The organism is Streptomyces sp. NPDC048196 (assembly GCF_040652715.1).
GTDB classification, from domain to species: Bacteria; Actinomycetota; Actinomycetes; order Streptomycetales; family Streptomycetaceae; genus Streptomyces; species Streptomyces siderophoricus.
In genome coordinates, this window is record NZ_JBEZMM010000018.1 from 105,153 (window position 1) to 123,789 (window position 18,637).

Below are 18,637 nucleotides of genomic sequence, written 5' to 3' on the forward strand. Positions count from 1 at the left end.
CCACGCCCGCCCGGTGGGCCCGGTGACGGGCGTGGGGCGGTGCCGTTCGGGTGCCGGCGCGGGCAGGATGGGCGTATGAGCACAGGGGCGAAGGAGACCGAGACGGTCGGGACGCCGGCGGGCGAGGCCCGGATCACCTGGCACCGCGCGGCGACGCCGGCGCGGGCCGTGGTGGCGGTGAGCCACGGCGCCGGCGGCGGTATCGAGGCGCGCGACCTGCGGGCACTGGCGGCCGCTCTGCCGGCCCGCGGCTACCCCGTGGCGCTGGTCGAGCAGCCGTGGCGGGTGGCCGGCAAGAAGCTGGCACCGGCGCCGAAGACCCTGGACGCGGCGTGGACCGCGCTGTGGCCCGCGCTGGAGAAGCCGGGGCTGCCGGTGGTCGCCGGCGGCCGGAGCGCGGGCGCCCGGGTGGCCTGCCGTACGGCCCGCGAGCTGGGCGCCGGAGCCGTACTGGCGCTGAGCTTCCCGCTGCACCCACCGGGCAGGCCGGAGAAGTCCCGGGTGGACGAGCTGACCGGCGCCGGGGTGCCGACGCTGGTCGTCCAGGGCGGCCGGGACCCCTTCGGCCGGCCCGACGAGTTCCCGCCGGGCACGGAGCTCGCCGAAGTGCCGCACGGCGACCACGGCTTCGCGGTCCCGAAGAAGGCGGACGTCGACGAGGCCGCGACGATGGCCGTCCTCACCGACGCCGTCCTCGTCTGGCTGGACGGGCTCTTCGGCTGAGAGCGGCCCCGCACCGCACCGGCGAGGCCCGCGCACCCGCCAAGGGCCCGCCGGCGCCGGGGCTCAGTCGCCCTGCCCGCGCGGCCGGGCCCGTACGTGCACCCGCTCGCCCTGCCGCCCGAAGAGGCTGAGCACCTCCACCGGCGTCCCGTCGGCGGGCCCGAACCAGTGCGGCAGCCGGGTGTCGAACTCCGCCGCCTCCCCGGCCCGCAGCACCACGTCGCGGTCGGCCAGCAGCAGCCGCAGCCGTCCGGACAGCACGTACAGCCACTCGTAGCCCTCGTGGACCCGCTGCTCCGGCGGGCCGGCGACGGGATCGATCACCAGCTTGAACGCCTGCAGCGCGCCCGGCTGGCGGGTCAGCGGCACCACCGTCATACGGCCGCGCCGCTGCGGCACCGCGCGGATCCGGGGGTCGCCCACCTCCGGCGCACCCACCAGCTCGTCCAGCGGCACCTGGTGCGCCCGAGCCAGCGGCAGCAGCAGTTCGAGGGTGGCCCGGCGGCCGCCGGACTCCAGGCGCGAGAGGGTGCTCACCGAGATGCCGGTCGCCTCGGACAGCGCGGCCAGGGTCACCCCGCGCTCCTGCCGGAGCCGCCGCAGCCGGGGCCCCACCTCGGCGAGGACCCGGTCGTAGATCTGGTCCGGTTCCGGTTCCGGTGCCGGTGCCGGGGCGCCGGGGGAGGCGCCGGCCGCCGGGGCGGGGACCGTGCGGTCCGGCGGGGTGCCGGCAGTGTCGTCGTCCACGCTCCCATTGCCGAACCGGCAACCACATTTGTCAACCCCGGAACGGGAAACCGTGCGCGTAACCGGACGGAAAACCGCCGGAAGAAGATCGCGCCGAGCGGGAATGCCCGGGCCGGGACGGCTGTTGTGGCTTTCGTACGGACGCGCGTACGTCCAGCGAAGCACGAGGAATGGGAGTCCGCCGCATGGGAATCGCTTGCCCGGCCCGCCCGGCCGCTGACCTGCCGTGGTCGCAGATGCAGGTGGCACAGCCCGCCCTTGCCGGAGCGGCGGCGGCACCGGATCGTCGTCTATTCTCCGAATCGAGTGGGTCCGCTTCCGGATCCGTGACGGTGTTGGAGGAGGTGGGTCCGGTCACCGGTACCGACGCAGGGACCGACGGCTCGGCCGAGGAGATGTCCGACCGCCGGCAGGAGAGTGCGGCCGAGCGCAATGCGCGCTTCGAGCGGGACGCGCTCACCTTCCTCGACCAGATGTACTCCGCCGCCCTGCGCATGACGCGCAACCCGGCCGACGCGGAGGACCTCGTCCAGGAGACGTACGCGAAGGCGTACGCGTCGTTCCACCAGTTCCGCGAGGGCACCAACCTCAAGGCGTGGCTGTACCGCATCCTCACGAACACCTTCATCAACTCCTACCGCAAGAAGCAGCGCGAGCCGCAGCGCAGTGCCGCGGAGGAGATCGAGGACTGGCAGCTGGCGCGCGCCGAGTCGCACATGTCGACGGGGCTGCGCTCGGCGGAGTCCCAGGCGTTGGACCATCTCCCCGACTCGGACGTGAAGGCCGCCCTGCAGGCGATCCCGGAGGAATTCCGCATCGCGGTCTACCTCGCCGACGTGGAGGGGTTTGCGTACAAGGAGATCGCGGACATCATGGGGACACCCATCGGCACGGTGATGTCCCGTCTGCACCGCGGCCGCCGCCAACTGCGCGGCATGCTGGAGGATTACGCCCGCGAACGCGGGCTGGTTCCGGCGGGTGCGGCCACTGCGGACGACCCGCAGGCCGCGCGGACGTCGGAATCGCACGACCGGAAAGGCTCGGGATCATGAGCTGCGGAGAGCCGCACGAGAAGGACTGCTCAGAGGTCCTTGACCACCTTTACGAGTATCTCGACCGGGAGATGCCCGCCGGGGAGTGCGCGGAATTCCAGGTGCATCTCGACGAATGCTCGCCGTGCCTGGAGAAGTACGGCCTGGAGCAGGCCGTCAAGAAGCTCGTCAAGCGCTGCTGCGGCCACGACGACGTCCCCAGCGACCTGCGCTCCAAGGTCATGGGCCGGATCGACCTCATCCGGGCCGGCGAGGCCGTGCCCGAGGTGAGCGTCCTGGAGCAGGCCCGGCACGAACAGGCCCAGCGGGAGCAGCAGGCGCGTGAGGCGGAGACCGGCGGCGCCGGCTCCGGCCCGGCGGCCGGCCCCCGTACCGCCGACGCCTGACGGCCGGGGCCCGGCAGGGCCCCTGGGTGATCAACTCCCCGCCGCTCGATCAACTTCCCGCACTTTGCACGGACCGCGGCCGTGCGGGCGAAGACCGCGGCACATCACCCCAATGAGTGAGGGGCGGGGCGATTCCTCCCGCCCGATCCGCTGATGCGCCTTCCCGGGCGCGCCAACCCCTCTATTCTCACCGACCCGAGCGCGCTGCGGATGCGGCGTGCCGAGGGCCGTCCCCGCCCCGGGAACGGGGCGGAGCCGGCGGGCACGGTGAGGAGGGCGCGATGCGGGAACTTCCGGCGGCCGCGCGAGGGTACATCGGCGGTACGGCCCTGGCCGCCGCGCTGTGCACCGCTTGGACCTTACGGCTGGGCCCGGGCGCCCCCTGGGGCACCGCCCTCGCCCTGGCCGCCCTGTACGCACTGGGCGAACGGATCCCCCGCTGCCCGCTCCTGGGCCGCCGGCTGCCGCAACGGACGCGCACCGGCGGGGGCACGGGCTGGACCAGCCCCCTGATCCTCGCCGCGGTCTTCCTGCTCCCGCCGGCACTGGCCGCGCTGGCCGCCGTCCCCGGAGCGCTGCTCGCCCCGGTCCGGCCCCGGGCGGCCACCGCCCGCCGGATATGGCACGCCGCCGAGCAGGCCCTCGCCTGCGGTGCGGCCGCCGCGGCCTTCCGGGCCCTGGGCCACCCGGACCCGGCCACCCCGCGCTTTCCCCTCCTGCTGCTGCCCGCGCTGGTAGCCGCGGCCGTCTGCTGCGCGGTGCTCGCGGCGCTGGACGGCGGCATCCTGATCGCCGCCGAACGGCACCCGGTCCGCACCGCCTGGCGCGGACTGCTCGCCCGCGGCCAGGCCCGGTACCTCGTGCACGGCCTGGCCGGGCTGATGATGGCCGTCCTGTGGCGCAGCTCGTACGGGCCGCCGGCCGCGCTGCTGGTGCTGCTGCCGATGTGCCTCTCGTGCTGGGTCTTCGACCGCTGCCACCGCGAACGCGCCGCCCACCAGGCCACCATCCGGGCGCTCGTCCAGGCCGTGGACATCAAGGACCGCTACACCCGCGGGCACGGCGAACGGGTCGGCCGCGCCTCGGTGATGATCGCCCGCGAGCTGGGCATGACGGAGGACCGGACCGAGGCGCTCCGGTTCGCCGGCATCCTGCACGACGTCGGCAAACTCGGCGTGCCCACCCGGTTGTTGCGCAAGGACGGGCCGCTGACCCCGGAGGAGCGCCGGGTGATCGAGCTGCACCCGGAGTACGGGCACGAGATCGTCCGCGGCATCGGCTTCCTGGGGGAGGCGCGGGCGGCGATCCTGCACCACCACGAGCGGCTGGACGGGCGCGGCTACCCGTACGGTCTGCGCGGCCACCAGATCCCGGAGTTCGCCAGGGTGGTGGCGGTGGCGGACGCCTTCGACGCGATGACCTCCACCCGGTCCTACCGCCGGGCCCGGCCGGTGCCGGTGGCCGTGGCGGAGCTGCGCAAATGTGCCGGTACGCAGTTCGACCCGCGGATGGTGCGGGCACTGGCGGCGGCACTGCACCGGTACGGCTGGGACCCGGACCTGGTCACCGCGGCGGACGACGGGCCGGGCGCGACCCGGAGCGGAAACGTCACGCCTGAGCGGGTGGCGGGCCGGGCCGGGGAAACCGGGGGAGCGGCGGGTCCCGCCCCGGCAGACCGCGGTGACCGGCCGGGCGGCGCGGTGCCCGAGCCGGTGCCCGGGGCCGCCGGCAGCGCCCGCTGGGGCGGTGGTCCGCGATGAGCGGCACCCGGGCAGAGCCCCCGGACCCCCGGCGGACCGGCCACCCGGCGGCCGACGGCCGGCCCACCGCCGTACCGGACGGCCCGCGGACCGCCGCCCGCCACCCCGGAGGCCGCGCCGTCGTCGCCGCCGTCCACACCGCCGCCGCCGTGCTGGCCTGCTGGTCCCTCGGCCGGACCCTGTGGGCCGGGCTCGACCAGCCGGGGATCGCGCTGGCCTTCGGGGTGCTGATCGCGGCCGGCGAGCTGGCCGCCTGCGGTCCCGCGCCCGCCACCGGGCCGGGGCGGGCGCCGGACGACCGGACGGCGGCCCCGCTCGGGGCGGCCGGGGCGCTGGCGTACGCGCTGCTCGGCGAGGCGGGCGGCCGGCCGACGACGCACGGCGTCCCCCAGACCGTGGCCGTCGTCCTGGCGGCCGCCCTGATCGGCGTCGTCCCGCAGGTCGCGCGCGGCCGGTGCACGGCGCCGGACCGGCTCGCCCGCCGGGTGCTGACCACGGGATTCGCCGCCACCTGCTTCCAACCCCTCTACAACACCGGCACCCTGGGCAGCTGGGTGGCGAGCGGACCGGCCTATCCGTTCTTCCTGATCGGCCTGCTGGCGCTGACCACGCTGTGTGACGCGGTGCTCGCCGCCGCTCTGGCGCACGCCCGCACCGGCTGGCCGTACTGTCCGCTGCTGCGCGACGAATTGCGGGCGCTGCCCGGCATCGGCACGGCCGTCTGCGCCACCGGCGTGGTGATCGCGCTCGCCACCGCGGTCGCCGGCCTGTGGGCGCTGCCGGTGTTCTGTCTGCCGCTGCTGCTGACCCAGTTCGCCTTCGGCCGTTTCGCGGCGGTGCGCGGTACGTACCGCCAGACCATCGCCTCGCTGGCCCGCGCCACCGAGATCGCCGGGTACACCCCGCACGGCCACGCCCGCCGGGTGGCCGCGCTCAGCCGCGCGGTGGGCCGCGAACTGGGCCTGACCGAACCGGACTTGGACGTCCTGGAGTACGCCGCGCTGATGCACGACATCGGTCAGCTCTCGCTCCTGGACCCGGTGCCGGACGGTGCCACCGCGCCGCTGCCGCCCGCCGAACAGCGCCGGATCGCCCTGCTGGGCGGCGCCGTTGTCCGGCAGACCGGGGTGCCCGCCGAGGTCGCGATGATCGTCGAGCGGCAGGCCGACCCGTACCCGGACCAGCCGGTCACCGCGCGTATCGTCCGGACCGTCAACGCCTACGACGACCTGGCGGGCGGCGCCGGCGGGCCGGGCGGCCGGCTGCGCGCCCTGGAGCGGCTGCGGCTGGCCACCGCGCAGGACCACGAGCCCCGCGTCGTCGAGGCGCTCGCCCGGGTCCTGGCCCGCGGCGGCCGGCAGGTGTGAGAAGGACCGCACCGGGGCCGCCGGGTCCCCCGTACCGTCCTTCGGTTCCCTCCGCTTGCGGAATTCCGCCCGAAGTGCCAGAACCCATGGGTAATGAGCGGCCTCCGAGACGGGCATGGTTGGATGCGAAGGAAGCCCCTGTGAGGAGAGTCCCAGGGGGTTCAGGGGGTCGGTGAAGGGCATCAGCCGCAGGGGGAGCAGCAAACCAGGCTGAGCCCGACGGCAATCTGTGGCAGGTTGTCGAGTGGGCCCCCCGGAAGGGCCCCGGGAGCCGCCCGGGAGACCCCCCGGCGGCATCGAGAGCAACCAGCAGGCGGGAATCGTGAGGATCTTCGGCAAGGTACGGCACCGGCCCTCCGCCTCGTGGCGGCAGGCGACCGACCGCGCTTTCACGCTGATCGGTGACGGCCGTTACGACGACGCGGGGGCGTTGCTGACCAGGGCCGCGGACATGGAGCCGTGGCTGTCGGAGTCCTGGTTCAACCTCGCCCTGCTGCACAAGTTCCGGCACGACTGGGAGCAGGCCCGGGCCGCCGGTCTGCGCGCGGTGGCGCTGCTCGACCGCGAGACCGGTGCGCCCGACTGGTGGAACGTCGGCATCGCCGCCACCGCCCTCCAGGACTGGCCGCTGGCCCGCCGGGCCTGGCAGGCGTACGGCCTGAAGGTCCCCGGTGAGGGCTCGCCGTCCGGCGAACCGGTCGGGATGGCCCTGGGCAGCGCCGCGGTCCGGCTCTCCCCGGAGGGCGAGGCCGAGGTGGTCTGGGGCCGCCGGCTGGACCCGGCCCGCATCGAGGTGCTGTCGATCCCGCTGCCGTCCTCCGGGCGGCGCTGGGGCGAGGTCGTGCTGCACGACGGCGTCCCGCACGGCGAGCGGACGACGTCCGACGGGCAGGCGTACCCGGTCTTCGACGAGATCGAGCTGTGGGCGCCCTCCCCGGTCCCCACCTGGGTGGTGCTCCTGGAGGCCGCCACCGAGGCGGACCGGGACGCCCTGGAGCGGCTGGCGGCCGACGCCGGCTTCGCCGCCGAGGACTGGTCGTCCTCCGTACGCCTGCTGTGCCGCACGTGCTCGGAGAGCCGGATGCCCAGCGACGAGGGGGACGGCGAGCACCTGGACCCGCACGACCACAGCGAACCGGGCCACCCCGGCCCGCTGGGCCACCGCACCGCGGGCTCCGGCTCGCTGTGGGTGCCGGAGCGCGAATGCGGTATCGCGGCACCGTCCGCGCTGGTCCGCGGGCTGCTCGACGGCTGGGTCGCGGACAGCCCGGACACCCGCGAATGGCGTGATCTGGAAGAGGTCTGCTGAGCGCCGGGCCGCCCCCGTAGGCTGTAGGGCGTCCCATCAGGGTTTTGAGGAAGGCGTACGGCGGAGATGGCCCAGCAGGACAGTGATCAGCAGGAGAGCGTCGAGTTCATCGTCGACACGGAGGACTGCGAGGAGCGCGAGACCGCCCACCGGGAGCGCGGCACCTCCCGCCCGATCACCGTGGTCGGCAACCCGGTGCTCCACAAGGAGTGCAAGGACGTCACGGAGTTCGACGACAACCTGGCCCAGCTGATCGACGACATGTTCGCCAGCCAGCGCACCGCCGAGGGGGTGGGCCTGGCCGCCAACCAGATCGGTGTGGACCTGAAGGTCTTCGTCTACGACTGCCTGGACGACGAGGGCGTCCGGCACGTCGGCGCGGTCTGCAACCCGGTCCTGGACGAGCTGCCCGCCGAGCGCCGGGTGCTGGACGACTCCAACGAGGGCTGCCTGTCCGTGCCCGGTGCGTACGCCGAGCTGGCCCGCCCCGACTACGCGGTGGTGCGCGGCCAGAACGCCAAGGGCGAACCGATCGCCGTGCAGGGCACCGGCTACTTCGCGCGCTGCCTCCAGCACGAGACCGACCACCTCTACGGCTACCTCTACATCGACCGGCTCTCCAAGCGGGAGCGCAAGGACGCGCTGCGGCAGATGGCCGAGCGGGAGCCGCGCTACCCCGTGGTCGCCAACGACTGAGCGGGCGCGGGACCACCGACGCGCGCGGGCGCCCGTCCCCGGTGGGGGCGGGCGCCCGCGCGCGTCGGTGGGGTCTCCTGGCGGCCGGTCTACGAGGCGTCCTGGTAGGCGCTCCAGACCTTCGGCGGCAGGGACGTCCCCAGACCGGTGCGGGGGCCGCCGACGCCCTGCAGGCCCAGCAGTTGGGGCGCACCGGGCTGGTTGCGGAACATGGTGACGGCGGTGGTCGGCTCGTCACCGGCGCCCGGCGTGGCGCCGGGACGGACGCCGCCCCAGGTCCCGCCGCCGGTGCCGGGACCGGTGCCGACCGGGGCGGGCGCCGGGCTGCCGATGAACCACGCCGACTTCATCCGGTCACCCGGCTCGGTACGGCCGGCCGCCACCGGCGGCCCGGCCGGCTTGGCATCCGGCAGCCCCAGCGTGCGCCATCCCACGCCCTCCAGGGCGCCGGTCACCTGCTGGGCGACCCCGGCGTCGAGGACCTGCTGGGGCACCGTCCGCTCGAAGCCGGGGACCGTGCGGCCGTCGTGCGTCATGGACGACACCGCGTACGGATCGGCGTGCAGCCCGCCGTTGGCGAACGTGGTGTAGGCGCTCGCCATCCGTATCGCGCTGGGCGCCGAGGTGCCGAGCGGGAAGGTCTGCTCCAGGCGCGCCATGCTCTCCTTGCGCAGCCCGGCGGCCACCGCGAGGTCCCGGATCCGGGCCAGCCCGATCCGCTGCCCGGCCTGGACGAACGGCGGGTTCTTGGCCTGCACCAGGGCGCTGCCGAGGTCCACTGCGGCCTGGTCCGGCCGCCAGTCCACCGGAACGGCCCGGCCGGCCCCCTCGGGGCGGTCGGTGGGCGGCACGGTGGCGTCGACCTGCTGCTGGAGGGCGGCGGCGAGCACGAACGGTTTGAAGGCCGAGCCGGCCGGGACCGCCGTGGTGTCCGCGTTGTTGCTGAAGTGCCGGGTGGCGTCGGCACCGCCGTAGAGCGCGACGATCGCGCCGTCCCGGGGGCGCACCGAGGCCGCCCCGAATTCCACGAAGGTGTCGGCGGTCCGCTCCTTCGGGTCGAGGTTCTCCCGGCGGACGGTGTTCACGGCCTTCTCCAGGCGGCGGGTGCGGTTCCTGTCGAAGGTGGTGTGGATGCGGTAGCCGCCGCGCGCCAGGTCCTTGTCGGTGAGCCCGGTGTCGGCCTTGATGAATTTGTTGGCGACGTCGACGAGGTAGCCGATCTGGCCGGCCTGGCTGGTGGGCTTCGACGGCGGCCGGGGCTCGGGGAAGGTGCGGTACTTCGCCCGTTCCTGCTCGCTCATCTTGCCGGTGGCGACCTGCCGGTCGAGGATCCACCGCCAGCGTGCCACCGCCCGCCGGTGGTTGGCCTCGCTCAGCCCCGGGTCGTACTGGTCGGCACCCTTCAGCGTGGCCGCCAGCAGGGCGCCCTGGCTGGGACTGAGGTTCTTGGCGTCGATGCCGTAGTACGCGTGGGCGGCGGCCTGGATGCCGTACGAACCGCGGCCGAACCAGCTGGTGTTGAGATAGCCGCGGAGGATGTCGCGCTTGGACTTCTGGTTGCTCACCTTCAGCGCGATGATGAATTCCCGCAGCTTGCGGGTGACCGTCTGGTCCTGCGAGAGATAGGTGTTCTTCACGTACTGCTGGGTGATGGTGGAGCCGCCCTGGGTCTCCTCGCCGGAGACCATGTTCACCAGGGCCCGGGCGATTCCCTGGACGGACACCCCGGGGTCGCTGTAGAACGTGGCGTTCTCCGCGGAGATCACCGCGTTCTCGACCGACTCGGGGACCTTGTCGAGGGTGATGTTCTGCCGGTTGACGGCGCCCACGCTCACCATCTGGCTGCCGTCCGCCCAGTAGTAGACGGTGGCCTCCTTACCGGCGAGCTCGTTCTCGTCCGGTATGTCGATCTTCGCGTACACGAACGCGAACAACCCCGCCAGGGAGAGGATGCCGAACGCGAGGGTGCCGAGCCACAGCCGCCATGACGGCAGCCATCGGCGCAGCCCCTCGCGTCCCCGGCGCGGATAGTCGATGAACCGGCGACGCCCCTTCGTGCCCTTCATACCCGGATAGATGTGGCGTCCTCGGCGCTGGTTGCCGAGGTAACAGAACGCTCACAATCGCAGGTGACCGGGGTGAACGGGCGCCGCCGGCAAGGACGTCGGGGCGCCGGCCTAGAAGTCGTCGTCGAAGGAGACCGAGCCCTCGACGGCGACCTGGTAGGCCGAGGCCCGGCGCTCGAAGAAGTTGGTCAGCTCCTGGACGTTCTGCAACTCCATGAAGGAGAACGGGTTCTCCGAGCCGTACACGGGCGCGAAGCCGAGCCGCTGCAGACGCTGGTCCGCGACGCACTGCAGGTACTCGCGCATCGACTCGGTGTTCATCCCCGGCAGGCCGTCGCCGCACAGGTCACGGCCGAACTGCAGCTCGGCCTCGACGGCCTCCTTCAGCATCTCGGTGACCTGCAGCTCCAGCTTGTCGTCGAAGAGGTCGGGCTCCTCCTCGCGGACCGTGTCCACCACCGAGAACGCGAACTCCATGTGCATGGACTCGTCGCGGAAGACCCAGTTGGTGCCGGTGGCCAGGCCGTGCAGCAGCCCGCGCGAGCGGAACCAGTAGACGTAGGCGAAGGCGCCGTAGAAGAACAGGCCCTCGATGCACGCCGCGAAGCAGATGAGGTTGAGGAGGAAGCGACGGCGGTCCTCCCTGGTCTCCAGCCGCTCGATCTGCTCGACGTGGTCCATCCACTTGAAGCAGAACTGGGCCTTCTCCCGGATGGAGGGAATGTTCTCCACCGCGGCGAAGGCGGCGGCGCGGTCCTCCGGATCGGGCAGATAGGTGTCCAGCAGCGTCAGATAGAACTGGACGTGCACCGCCTCCTCGAAGAGCTGACGGCTCAGATACAGCCGTGCCTCGGGGGAGTTGATGTGCTTGTACAGCGTCAGGACCAGGTTGTTGGCGACGATCGAGTCACCGGTCGCGAAGAACGCGACCAGCCGGCCGATCATGTGCTGCTCGCCGGGCGAGAGCTTGGCGAGGTCGGCCACGTCGGAGTGGAGGTCGACCTCCTCCACGGTCCAGGTGTTCTTGATCGCGTCGCGGTAGCGGTCGTAGAACTCCGGGTACCGCATGGGCCGCAGGGTGAGTTCGAAGCCCGGGTCGAGGAGGTTCTTGGTGCGTGTTTCGGTGGTCATTACTGGCAGGCCTCGCAGGACTCGGGGTTTTCCAGGGAGCAGGCGACCGCCTCGGGGTCGGTCACCGGCAGTTGCGGCGCTTGCTGGGCGGGGACGGACGCGGCGCGCGCCGACTGCGCGATCCGCGTCGCCGGGCGCGACCGCAGGTAGTACGTGGTCTTGATGCCGCGCTTCCAGGCGTACGCGTACATCGAGCTGAGCTTGCCGATGGTCGGCGACGCCATGAAGAGGTTCAGCGACTGGCTCTGGTCGAGGTACGGCGTACGGGCCGCGGCCATGTCGATCAGGGCGCGCTGCGGGATCTCCCAGGCGGTGCGGTAGAGCGCCCGGATCCGCTCGGGGATCCACGCCACGTCCTGCACCGAGCCGTTCGCCTCGCGCAGCGCGTCCCGGGTCCGCGCGTCCCACAGCCCCAGGGCCTTGAGCTCCTCGATCAGGTAGGCGTTGACCTGCAGGAACTCACCGCTCAGCGTCTCGCGCTTGAAGAGGTTGGACACCTGCGGCTCGATGCACTCGTACACGCCGGCGATGGAGGCGATGGTCGCGGTCGGCGCGATCGCGAGGAGCAGGGAGTTGCGCATCCCGGTCTTCGCGATCCGGGCGCGCAGCGCGGCCCAGCGGTCCGCCCAGCGCGGCTCGGCGTCCGGGTAGTGGTCGGGGTGCAGCACGCCGCGGGCGGTACGGGTCGCGGACCAGGCCGGGTGCGGGCCGTGCCGCTCGGCGAGGTCGGCGGACGCCTCGTAGGCGGCGAGCATGATCCGCTCGGAGATACGGGTGGACAGCTCCTTCGCCTCGGGGGAGTCGAAGGGCAACCGCAGCCGGAAGAAGACGTCCTGCAGACCCATCAGGCCCAGACCGACCGGACGCCAGCGGGAGTTGGAGGCGGCGGCCTGCTCGGTGGGGTAGAAGTTGATGTCCACGACGCGGTCGAGGAAGGTGACGGCCGTACGGACCGTGGCGTCCAGCCGCTCCCAGTCCATCGCCTCCTCCCAGCCGTTGGCCTCGTTGCCCAGGTGGGCGGCGAGGTTGACCGACCCGAGGTTGCAGACCGCGGTCTCCCCGTCGTCGGTCACCTCCAGGATCTCCGTGCACAGGTTGGAGGAGTGCACGACCTTGCCGGGCTCGGCGGTCTGGTTGGCGGTGCGGTTGGCGGCGTCCTTGAACGTCATCCAGCCGTTGCCGGTCTGCGCCAGGGTGCGCATCATGCGGGAGTACAGCACCCGGGCCGGGATCTGCTTGAGCGCCCGGCCCTCGGCCTCGGCCTTGCGGTACGCGGCGTCGAACTCCTCGCCCCACAGGTCCACCAGCTCGGGGACGTCGGAGGGCGAGAACAGCGACCAGTCGGTGTCCGCCTCCACCCGGCGCATGAACTCGTCCGGGATCCAGTGCGCGAGGTTCAGGTTGTGCGTACGGCGGGCCTCTTCACCGGTGTTGTCGCGGAGCTCCAGGAACTCCTCGATGTCCGCGTGCCAGGTCTCCAGGTAGACACAGGCCGCGCCCTTGCGCCGGCCGCCCTGGTTCACCGCCGCGACCGAGGCGTCCAGCGTGCGCAGGAACGGCACGATGCCGTTGGAGTGCCCGTTGGTGCCGCGGATCAGCGAACCGCGGGCCCGGATGCGGGAGTAGGACAGTCCGATGCCGCCGGCGTGCTTGGAGAGCCGGGCGACCTGGTGGTACCGGTCGTAGATCGAGTCCAGCTCGTCCAGCGGGGAGTCCAGCAGGTAGCAGGACGACATCTGGGGGTGGCGGGTACCGGAGTTGAAGAGGGTGGGGGAGGAGGGGAGGTACGACAGCGAGCTGGTGAGGCGGTACAGCTCGGCGACGTCCACCAGCGCCCGCTCGGTGGCCTCGGGCGAATCGGCGGCCTCCGCGAGGCCGCAGGCCACCCGCAGCAGGAAGTGCTGGGGCGTCTCGATCACCTGACGGGTGGTGGGGTGCCGCAGCAGGTAGCGGGAGTGCAGGGTGCGCAGGCCGAAGTAGCCGAAGCGGTCGTCGGCGCCGTCCGCGAGCGCCTGCTCGACCAGCGCGTCCAGCCGTGCGGCGTGCGTACGGACGAACTCCGCGGTCTCGTCGGCGATCAGGCCCTCGCGGTGGCCGACCTCGATGGAGGCGGAGAAGGCGACCGCCCCCTGTTCGGCCGCCTCCTCCGAGATCGCGAGGGTGAGCAGCCGCGCGGCGAGCTTGGAGTACTCCGGCTCGTCACCGATCAGGCCGGCCGCGGCCTCGGTGGCCAGCGCGCGCAGCTCGGCCTCGTCGGAACCCGCGTGCCGGCCGCGCAGGGCGGCGGCGGCGACCTTGCCGGGGTCGGTCGCGGTGAGGTCCGCGGTCAGGTCGGTGAGGGTGCGCAGCAGGGCGACGCCCGGACCGTCGGAGGCGGGCGGCGTGGTCACCGCGGGCGGCACGACCTCGGCGTCTGACGCGGGTTCCGTTGGCGCGATGGTCACGTGATGCTCTCCCTCACTCGGCGGGGGCCGGGAGGGGCACGGGCGCGACGGGCGCACGCGGGCATGCGGCACCCCGTCAGGTCAGGGGTGCGCGGGCACACCGCGCGGCGTCCACCGGCCCTCCCTCGGGGCCCGGACGTATCGACGTCCGCACCGATGGCGGTGCGGGCGTGCCGTCGGCAGGTCCTCGGACTTCCGGGCGCACGGCGGCCCGTCGACAAAGGCGGGCGGGTGCGCTCGTACACCGTTGCGGGACAGTCCCGGATTCCCACCGGGTTCCCCTGCGGCGACAGCGAGGACGAGCATACATGTGGTGGTGCCCCCTCGGGCGCACCCCCACATCTAGTGTGTCGTGTGTGATCATGCGGTCTCTGTCAGTGCATCACCCTCGACTCCGGGCCACCGGGGACCGGGTGAACCGGCCCGGTGGCAACGGAACGGGCCGCTCCCTCCCGTGCGGGAGGCAGCGACCCGTGGCGTCGGACGCGGGGTGGCTCAGTGCCCCGCCGGAGCCCCCGCCGTGGCCGGTGGGAGGTCGGTGAGGACGCCCTTGTCGCCCGCGTCGGCGGTGTAGTCCGCGGGGCTGGTCTCGTCCGTGCCGTCGGGGGCGTTGAAGGCCCGTAGGACGACGGTGAGGACGACCGCGACGACCACGTTCAGGACGAACGCGGTCAGGCCGATGTAGCCGATCTCCCCGAGACCGGGGATCTCCGTGCTGGGGCCGCCGAAGTGCTTCTGCTTCGGGGTGGCCACGCCGTACGCCGCGAGCGTGCCGTAGAGCATGCCGGCCGCCCAGCCCGCCAGGAGTGCCCAGCGGTGGAACCAGCGGGTGAACAGGCCGCCGACCAGGGACGGCAGGGTCTGCAGGATCCAGATGCCGCCCAACAGCTGGAAGTTGATGGCGACGGTCTTGTCCATGGTGAGGACGAAGACCAGGGCGCCGACCTTGACCAGCAGGGAGACCAGCTTGGCGACCTTGTGTTCCTGCTCGGGCGTGGCGTCCTGCTTGAGGAAGTCCTTGTAGACGTTCCGGGTGAAGAGGTTGGCGGCCGCGATGGACATGATGGCCGCCGGGACGAGGGCGCCGATGCCGATCGCGGCGAACGCGACGCCGGTGAACCAGCTGGGGAACATGTCCTCGAACAGCTGGGGGATGGCGAGTTGCGGGTTGCCCTGGATGTCCGTACCGGCCTTGATCGCCATGAAGCCGAGCAGCGCCAGCAGGCCCAGCATCAGCGAGTAGAGCGGCAGGATCGTGGTGTTGCGGCGGATCACGTTGCGGCTGCGCGAGGACAGCGTCGCGGTGATCGAGTGCGGGTACATGAACAGCGCCAGGGCCGAGCCGAGGGCCAGCGTGGCGTACGCCCACTGGGCGTTGGGGCCGCTGGTCACTTCGCCGCGTGGTTTGCCGGGGACGGCGCCGGGCTGCGCGAGCGCCTTGCCCGCCGCGTGGAAGATGCTGTCGAAGCCGCCCAGTTTGATCGGGATGTAGATGATCGCCACGCCGATGACGAGGTAGATCAGGCCGTCCTTGACGAACGCGATCAGGGCGGGCGCACGCAGACCGGAGGAGTAGGTGTAGGCCGCCAGGACCGCGAAGGCGATCAGCAGCGGGAGGTCCTTGACGAACCAGTTGGTGTGCTCGCCGCCGCCGATGCCCATGACGTCCAGCACCGCCTGGATGCCCACCAGTTGCAGCGCGATGTACGGCATCGTGGCGAGGATGCCGGTGAGCGCCACCGCCAGCGACAGGCCCTTGGAGCCGAAGCGGCCGCGGACGAAGTCGGAGGTGGTGACGTAGCCGTGCTTGTGCGAGACCGACCACAGGCGGGGCAGGAAGAGGAAGATGAAGGGGTAGACCAGGATCGTGTACGGCACGGCGAAGAAGCCGGAGGCGCCCGCCGTGTAGACCGCCGCCGGGACGGCCACGAAGGTGTACGCGGTGTACAGGTCGCCACCGAGCAGGAACCACGTGATCCAGGTGCCGAAGCTGCGTCCGCCCAGGCCCCATTCGTCCAGGTTGGCGGACTGCTCGGCCTTGCGCCAGCGGGCGGCGAGGAAGCCCATGACCGTCACGGCCAGGAAGAAGAAGACGAAGACGGCGAGCGCGACGCCGTTGACGCCGTGGGTCTGGGAGGCGGCCAGCCGGACGGTCGCCGGGGCCGCGGTCACGAGGGCGTTCACCGGCCACCGTCCTTGCGGAGGCGCTGCTCACGCCGGACGAGCTTGTACGCGACGGTGGTCAGTACCGTCGAGATCAGCACCCACGCCATCTGGTACCAGTAGAAGAACGGGATCCCGATCAGCGTCGGCTCGATCCTGGCGTACGAACTCACCCACAGCATCGAGACGAACGGAGCCAGCAGGCACAGTCCGGCCACTATGCGCGTCGGGGTGACGACCTGTCTTCCGGTCGGTGATTCGGCTGGCTCTGGCATCAGCGTGGCTCCGTCCCTGGCTGTCTCCTGTGCAATCGGCTGGAAATCTATGGCAGGGCCGTGGCGCGCGTCACTAGGTGTCCGCATATCGGTATGGACACTTCGCTGGGAAAAGGGCGGCGGGCCACGGGAGTTCCGCGCCCGCCGGTGCCGGTCAGTCCGTGGGGCGCTGCAGCCTGGCGACGAACTTGTAGCGGTCGCCGCGGTAGACCGAGCGCACCCACTCCACCGGCTGCCCCTGGGCGTCGAGGGAGTGGCGGGAGAGCATCAGCATCGGCAGGCCGACGTCGGTGCCCAGCAGCCCGGCCTCGCGCGGGGTGGCGAGCGAGGTCTCGATGGTCTCCTCGGCCTCGGCGAGCCGGACGTCGTAGACCTCGGCCAGCGCGGTGTAGAGCGAGGTGTACTTGACCAGGTTGCGGCGGAGGGCGGGGAAGCGCTTGGCCGACAGGTGGGTGGTCTCGATCGCCATCGGCTCACCGCTGGCCAGCCGCAGCCGTTCGATGCGCAGCACCCGCCCGCCGGGCGCGATGTCCAGCAGGCCGGCCAGCCGGTCGTCGGCGGTGACATAGCCGATGTCCAGCAGCTGGGAGGTCGGTTCCAGCCCCTGGGCGCGCATGTCCTCCGTGTAGGAGGTCAGTTGCAGGGCCTGGGAAACCTTGGGCTTGGCCACGAAGGTGCCCTTGCCCTGGATGCGTTCCAGCCGGCCCTCGACGACCAGTTCCTGGAGCGCCTGGCGGACGGTGGTCCGCGAGGTGTCGAACTCCGCGGCGAGGGTGCGTTCGGGCGGGACCGGGGTGCCGGGCGGCAGGGTTTCGGTGATCTCCAGCAAGTGCCGCTTGAGGCGGTAGTACTTGGGCACGCGCGCGGTCCGCGCGCCGCCGGCGCTCTCGGCGCTGCCGCCGTCGGTCTCCATGACCCGCCTCTCCGACCCCTGTCCTGCTGCCGTCACCGGCTCCTCCGTACGTAGCGGCTCACATCGTGGCACGGAAGGGTTCCCCGCGCCCTCTCGCAGGTCCCGGCCCGCCAGATGTCGGTCCGGTAACGGACCTGACAGCGACTCTTATACACCCTTGACACCCCAAAAGGTCTAGGCCAAGCTGCGGGAACTGGTCTAAACCATTAAAGACCACACCCGGCCTTTAGGGGAGAGCGCAATGAAGCGTGGGCTCATAGCAGCGACGGCCGTCGCGGGAATGCTGGTGAGTGTCGCTGCCTGTGGGTCCAGCGACGGCGGGAAGACGGGGGCGGACGGCTTCAAGGGCCAGAAGCTGACCGTATGGGTGATGAGCGGATCGAACCCGGCACAGTGGTCCAAGCAGGTCTCCGAGCAATTCAAGAAGAAGACCGGCGCCACCGTCGAGTTCAAGGTCCAGCAGTGGAACGGCATTCAGCAGAAGCTGAGCACCGCCCTTTCCGAGGACACCCCGCCGGACGTCGTGGAAATCGGCAACACCCAGACCGCCGCCTACGCCAAGGCGGGCGCCCTGGCCGACCTCGGTGACCTCAAGAAGGACATCGGCGCCGACTGGAACGACGCGTTCAACAAGGCGTCGGTCGTGGACGGAAAGCAGTACGCGCTGCCGTGGTACGCCGGGAACCGCGTGGTGATGTACAACAAGAAGATCTGGGCGAAGGCCGGTATCAAGGGAATTCCCAAGACCCGTTCCGAGCTCTTCAAGGACTTCGACACCATCAAGAAGAAGACCGACGCCGAACCGCTCTACCTGCCCGGCCAGAACTGGTACTTCTTCGACGGCCTGACCATCGGCACCGGGGCCGACCTGGTGAAGAAGCAGGGCGGCAGGTGGGTCTCCAACCTCGGCGACCCCAAGGTCTCCAAGGCCATGGACATCTACCGGCAGTACCAGTCCTTCAGCACCGCGCCGAAGAACAAGGACGAAGCCACCCCGCAGCAGGCCGAGATCTTCGCCAAGGGCAAGACCGGCGCCATCATCGCCATGGGCTACGAGGCCGCCACCGCCGTCAAGGCCAACCCGGACATCAAGCAGGACATCGGCTTCTTCACCATTCCGGGCGAGACCGCCGACAAGCCCGAGGGAGTGTTCCTCGGCGGCTCCAACTTCGCGGTCGCCGGAATGGGCAAGAACCAGGAACTCGCCAAGGAATTCCTGAAGGTCGCACTCTCCAAGGACAACGACGCGCAGATGGTCAAGGAGGCCGGCTGGACCCCGAAGTCCGCCGACCTGGCCGGCGCCGCCAAGGAGAATCCGGCCGCCGCGGCCGCCGCCCCCGCCGCACAGAAGTCCGGCGGCACCACCCCGCTCATTCCGCAATGGGCCGCCGTGGAGAACGTCCCGAACCCCATCAAGAGCTACATGACGGCCGTGCTGAACGGTAAGTCCCCGGCCGACGCCGCCAAGGACATCGAGTCCGAGATCAACGCGCGGCTCGCCAAGCAGTAACCACACCGGCTGCGTACGGGGCCGGCCGTCCCCGGCCCCGTACGCGCGTGGGCAGGTGCACACCGACCTTCACGGCAACCCGGCGACAACGAGGG

15 protein-coding genes and 1 riboswitch are annotated in these 18,637 nt (G+C 71.9%); of the genes, 8 read left to right on the forward strand and 7 right to left on the reverse strand.

The annotated features are described in order from the left end of the window. Nucleotides 1-75: 75 nt before the first annotated feature. Complete coding sequence (locus AB0E02_RS19750) at nucleotides 76-723, forward strand: alpha/beta family hydrolase (protein WP_362141049.1); 648 nt, start codon at nucleotides 76-78, stop codon at nucleotides 721-723. A 63-nt stretch (nucleotides 724-786) separates the two neighbouring features. Here the strand turns inward: AB0E02_RS19750 and AB0E02_RS19755 are convergent, their stop codons facing one another. Then, nucleotides 787-1,362, reverse strand: coding sequence for an XRE family transcriptional regulator (locus tag AB0E02_RS19755; protein WP_362141088.1), 576 nt, complete (start codon nucleotides 1,360-1,362; stop codon nucleotides 787-789). Nucleotides 1,363-1,814: 452 nt separating this feature from the next. Here AB0E02_RS19755 and AB0E02_RS19760 point away from each other — a divergent pair, with 452 nt between their 5' ends. The 6 genes from AB0E02_RS19760 to def all read left to right on the forward strand — a co-directional run bounded on the left by AB0E02_RS19760 (nucleotide 1,815) and on the right by def (nucleotide 8,040). Further along, complete coding sequence (locus AB0E02_RS19760; RefSeq protein ID WP_362141090.1) at nucleotides 1,815-2,522, forward strand: sigma-70 family RNA polymerase sigma factor; 708 nt, start codon at nucleotides 1,815-1,817, stop codon at nucleotides 2,520-2,522. Further along, nucleotides 2,519-2,908, forward strand: coding sequence for a mycothiol system anti-sigma-R factor (gene rsrA, locus AB0E02_RS19765; RefSeq protein ID WP_362141051.1), 390 nt, complete (start codon nucleotides 2,519-2,521; stop codon nucleotides 2,906-2,908). Before AB0E02_RS19760 ends, rsrA begins: the two co-directional genes overlap by 4 nt. A gap of 281 nt (nucleotides 2,909-3,189) precedes the next feature. Next, a complete protein-coding gene (locus tag AB0E02_RS19770) occupies nucleotides 3,190-4,668 on the forward strand; it encodes an HD-GYP domain-containing protein (RefSeq protein ID WP_362141053.1) in 1,479 nt (492 codons plus the stop codon). Continuing rightward, nucleotides 4,665-6,035, forward strand: coding sequence for an HD domain-containing protein (locus AB0E02_RS19775; RefSeq protein ID WP_362141055.1), 1,371 nt, complete (start codon nucleotides 4,665-4,667; stop codon nucleotides 6,033-6,035). The genes AB0E02_RS19770 and AB0E02_RS19775 overlap by 4 nt, the downstream gene beginning before the upstream one ends. A 322-nt stretch (nucleotides 6,036-6,357) precedes the next feature. Further along, nucleotides 6,358-7,344, forward strand: a complete 987-nt coding sequence (locus AB0E02_RS19780; protein ID WP_362141057.1) for a hypothetical protein — start codon at nucleotides 6,358-6,360, stop codon at nucleotides 7,342-7,344. Between the two features lie 66 nt (nucleotides 7,345-7,410). Then, nucleotides 7,411-8,040 (forward strand): peptide deformylase, encoded by a 630-nt coding sequence (gene def / locus AB0E02_RS19785; RefSeq protein ID WP_362141059.1) that lies wholly within the window; start codon nucleotides 7,411-7,413, stop codon nucleotides 8,038-8,040. A gap of 89 nt (nucleotides 8,041-8,129) precedes the next feature. Here the strand turns inward: def and AB0E02_RS19790 are convergent, their stop codons facing one another. The 6 genes from AB0E02_RS19790 to AB0E02_RS19815 form a co-directional block, all read right to left on the reverse strand. Then, the gene (locus AB0E02_RS19790; protein ID WP_362141061.1) at nucleotides 8,130-10,106 is read right to left on the reverse strand and encodes a transglycosylase domain-containing protein; all 1,977 of its coding nucleotides are present in this window, start codon (nucleotides 10,104-10,106) and stop codon (nucleotides 8,130-8,132) included. Between the two features lie 111 nt (nucleotides 10,107-10,217). Further along, complete coding sequence (locus AB0E02_RS19795; protein WP_362141063.1) at nucleotides 10,218-11,237, reverse strand: ribonucleotide-diphosphate reductase subunit beta; 1,020 nt, start codon at nucleotides 11,235-11,237, stop codon at nucleotides 10,218-10,220. After that, nucleotides 11,237-13,681: a ribonucleoside-diphosphate reductase subunit alpha gene (locus tag AB0E02_RS19800; RefSeq protein ID WP_362141065.1), complete on the reverse strand. Its 2,445-nt coding sequence runs from the start codon at nucleotides 13,679-13,681 to the stop codon at nucleotides 11,237-11,239. The genes AB0E02_RS19795 and AB0E02_RS19800 overlap by 1 nt, the downstream gene beginning before the upstream one ends. Nucleotides 13,682-13,862: 181 nt before the next feature. Beyond that, a riboswitch (cobalamin riboswitch) is annotated at nucleotides 13,863-13,964 on the reverse strand. 212 nt (nucleotides 13,965-14,176) lie between these two features. Next, nucleotides 14,177-15,748, reverse strand: coding sequence for a monocarboxylate uptake permease MctP (gene mctP / locus AB0E02_RS19805; protein ID WP_362141092.1), 1,572 nt, complete (start codon nucleotides 15,746-15,748; stop codon nucleotides 14,177-14,179). 113 nt (nucleotides 15,749-15,861) lie between these two features. Beyond that, nucleotides 15,862-16,119 carry a DUF3311 domain-containing protein gene (locus AB0E02_RS19810; RefSeq protein WP_051823365.1) on the reverse strand — a complete coding sequence of 86 codons (258 nt, stop codon included), beginning with the start codon at nucleotides 16,117-16,119 and terminating at the stop codon, nucleotides 15,862-15,864. A 154-nt stretch (nucleotides 16,120-16,273) separates the two neighbouring features. Further along, entirely contained in the window at nucleotides 16,274-17,032 is a 759-nt protein-coding gene (locus AB0E02_RS19815; RefSeq protein WP_362141094.1) for a GntR family transcriptional regulator, read from the reverse strand. A gap of 241 nt (nucleotides 17,033-17,273) precedes the next feature. On the opposite strand from AB0E02_RS19815, the gene AB0E02_RS19820 reads away from it, so the two are divergent. After that, on the forward strand, nucleotides 17,274-18,542 hold the full coding sequence (locus tag AB0E02_RS19820; protein ID WP_362141068.1) for an extracellular solute-binding protein: 1,269 nt from the start codon (nucleotides 17,274-17,276) through the stop codon (nucleotides 18,540-18,542). Nucleotides 18,543-18,637 lie beyond the last annotated feature (95 nt).

What these genes read in the sequence shown, in the direction of transcription:
- AB0E02_RS19750 (WP_362141049.1), top strand. Translation starts at nt 76, where the DNA reads ATGAGCACAGGGGCGAAGGAGACCGAGACGGTCGGGACGCCGGCGGGC.
- rsrA (WP_362141051.1), top strand. Translation starts at nt 2,519, where the DNA reads ATGAGCTGCGGAGAGCCGCACGAGAAGGACTGCTCAGAGGTCCTTGAC.
- AB0E02_RS19770 (WP_362141053.1), top strand. Translation starts at nt 3,190, where the DNA reads ATGCGGGAACTTCCGGCGGCCGCGCGAGGGTACATCGGCGGTACGGCC.
- AB0E02_RS19775 (WP_362141055.1), top strand. Translation starts at nt 4,665, where the DNA reads ATGAGCGGCACCCGGGCAGAGCCCCCGGACCCCCGGCGGACCGGCCAC.
- def (WP_362141059.1), top strand. Translation starts at nt 7,411, where the DNA reads ATGGCCCAGCAGGACAGTGATCAGCAGGAGAGCGTCGAGTTCATCGTC.
- AB0E02_RS19790 (WP_362141061.1), bottom strand. Translation starts at nt 10,106, where the DNA reads ATGAAGGGCACGAAGGGGCGTCGCCGGTTCATCGACTATCCGCGCCGG.
- AB0E02_RS19795 (WP_362141063.1), bottom strand. Translation starts at nt 11,237, where the DNA reads ATGACCACCGAAACACGCACCAAGAACCTCCTCGACCCGGGCTTCGAA.
- mctP (WP_362141092.1), bottom strand. Translation starts at nt 15,748, where the DNA reads ATGGGCTTCCTCGCCGCCCGCTGGCGCAAGGCCGAGCAGTCCGCCAAC.
- AB0E02_RS19810 (WP_051823365.1), bottom strand. Translation starts at nt 16,119, where the DNA reads ATGCCAGAGCCAGCCGAATCACCGACCGGAAGACAGGTCGTCACCCCG.
- AB0E02_RS19815 (WP_362141094.1), bottom strand. Translation starts at nt 17,032, where the DNA reads ATGGAGACCGACGGCGGCAGCGCCGAGAGCGCCGGCGGCGCGCGGACC.
- AB0E02_RS19820 (WP_362141068.1), top strand. Translation starts at nt 17,274, where the DNA reads ATGAAGCGTGGGCTCATAGCAGCGACGGCCGTCGCGGGAATGCTGGTG.